Genomic DNA, 343 nt, shown 5'->3' with positions numbered 1-343 from the left:
TACTACCGTATTGGTAGCCAACCGTGGCGAAATCGCCTGCCGGGTGATGCGTACCGCCAAGGCCATGGGCCTGACCACCGTGGCCGTGCACAGCGCCACCGACCGTGACGCGCGGCACACCCGCGAGGCTGATATTCGTGTGGACCTGGGCGGCAGCAAGGCCGCCGACAGTTACCTGCAAATCGACAAACTGATCGCCGCGGCCCAGGCCAGCGGCGCCCAGGCGATTCACCCGGGTTACGGGTTTCTTTCGGAGAACGCAGGGTTTGCCCGCGCCATTGAAGCCGCCGGGTTGATCTTCCTCGGCCCGCCCGCCTCGGCCATTGATGCCATGGGCAGCAAA

Annotated in this window: 1 protein-coding gene; it reads left to right on the top strand. The window is 65.6% G+C overall.

Going from position 1 to position 343, the window contains the following annotated elements; genetic code table 11:
* Positions 1-10 precede the first annotated feature (10 nt).
* Positions 11-343, top strand: a 333-nt coding sequence (locus tag HX846_RS39205) for a biotin carboxylase N-terminal domain-containing protein (protein ID WP_306173220.1), incomplete at its 3' end; no start/stop codon positions are given.

Origin of the sequence: Pseudomonas sp. K5002 (genome assembly GCF_013386655.1) — a bacterium.
Lineage (GTDB): Bacteria > Pseudomonadota > Gammaproteobacteria > Pseudomonadales > Pseudomonadaceae > Aquipseudomonas.
This window is presented reverse-complemented; position numbering and strand designations above follow the sequence as displayed.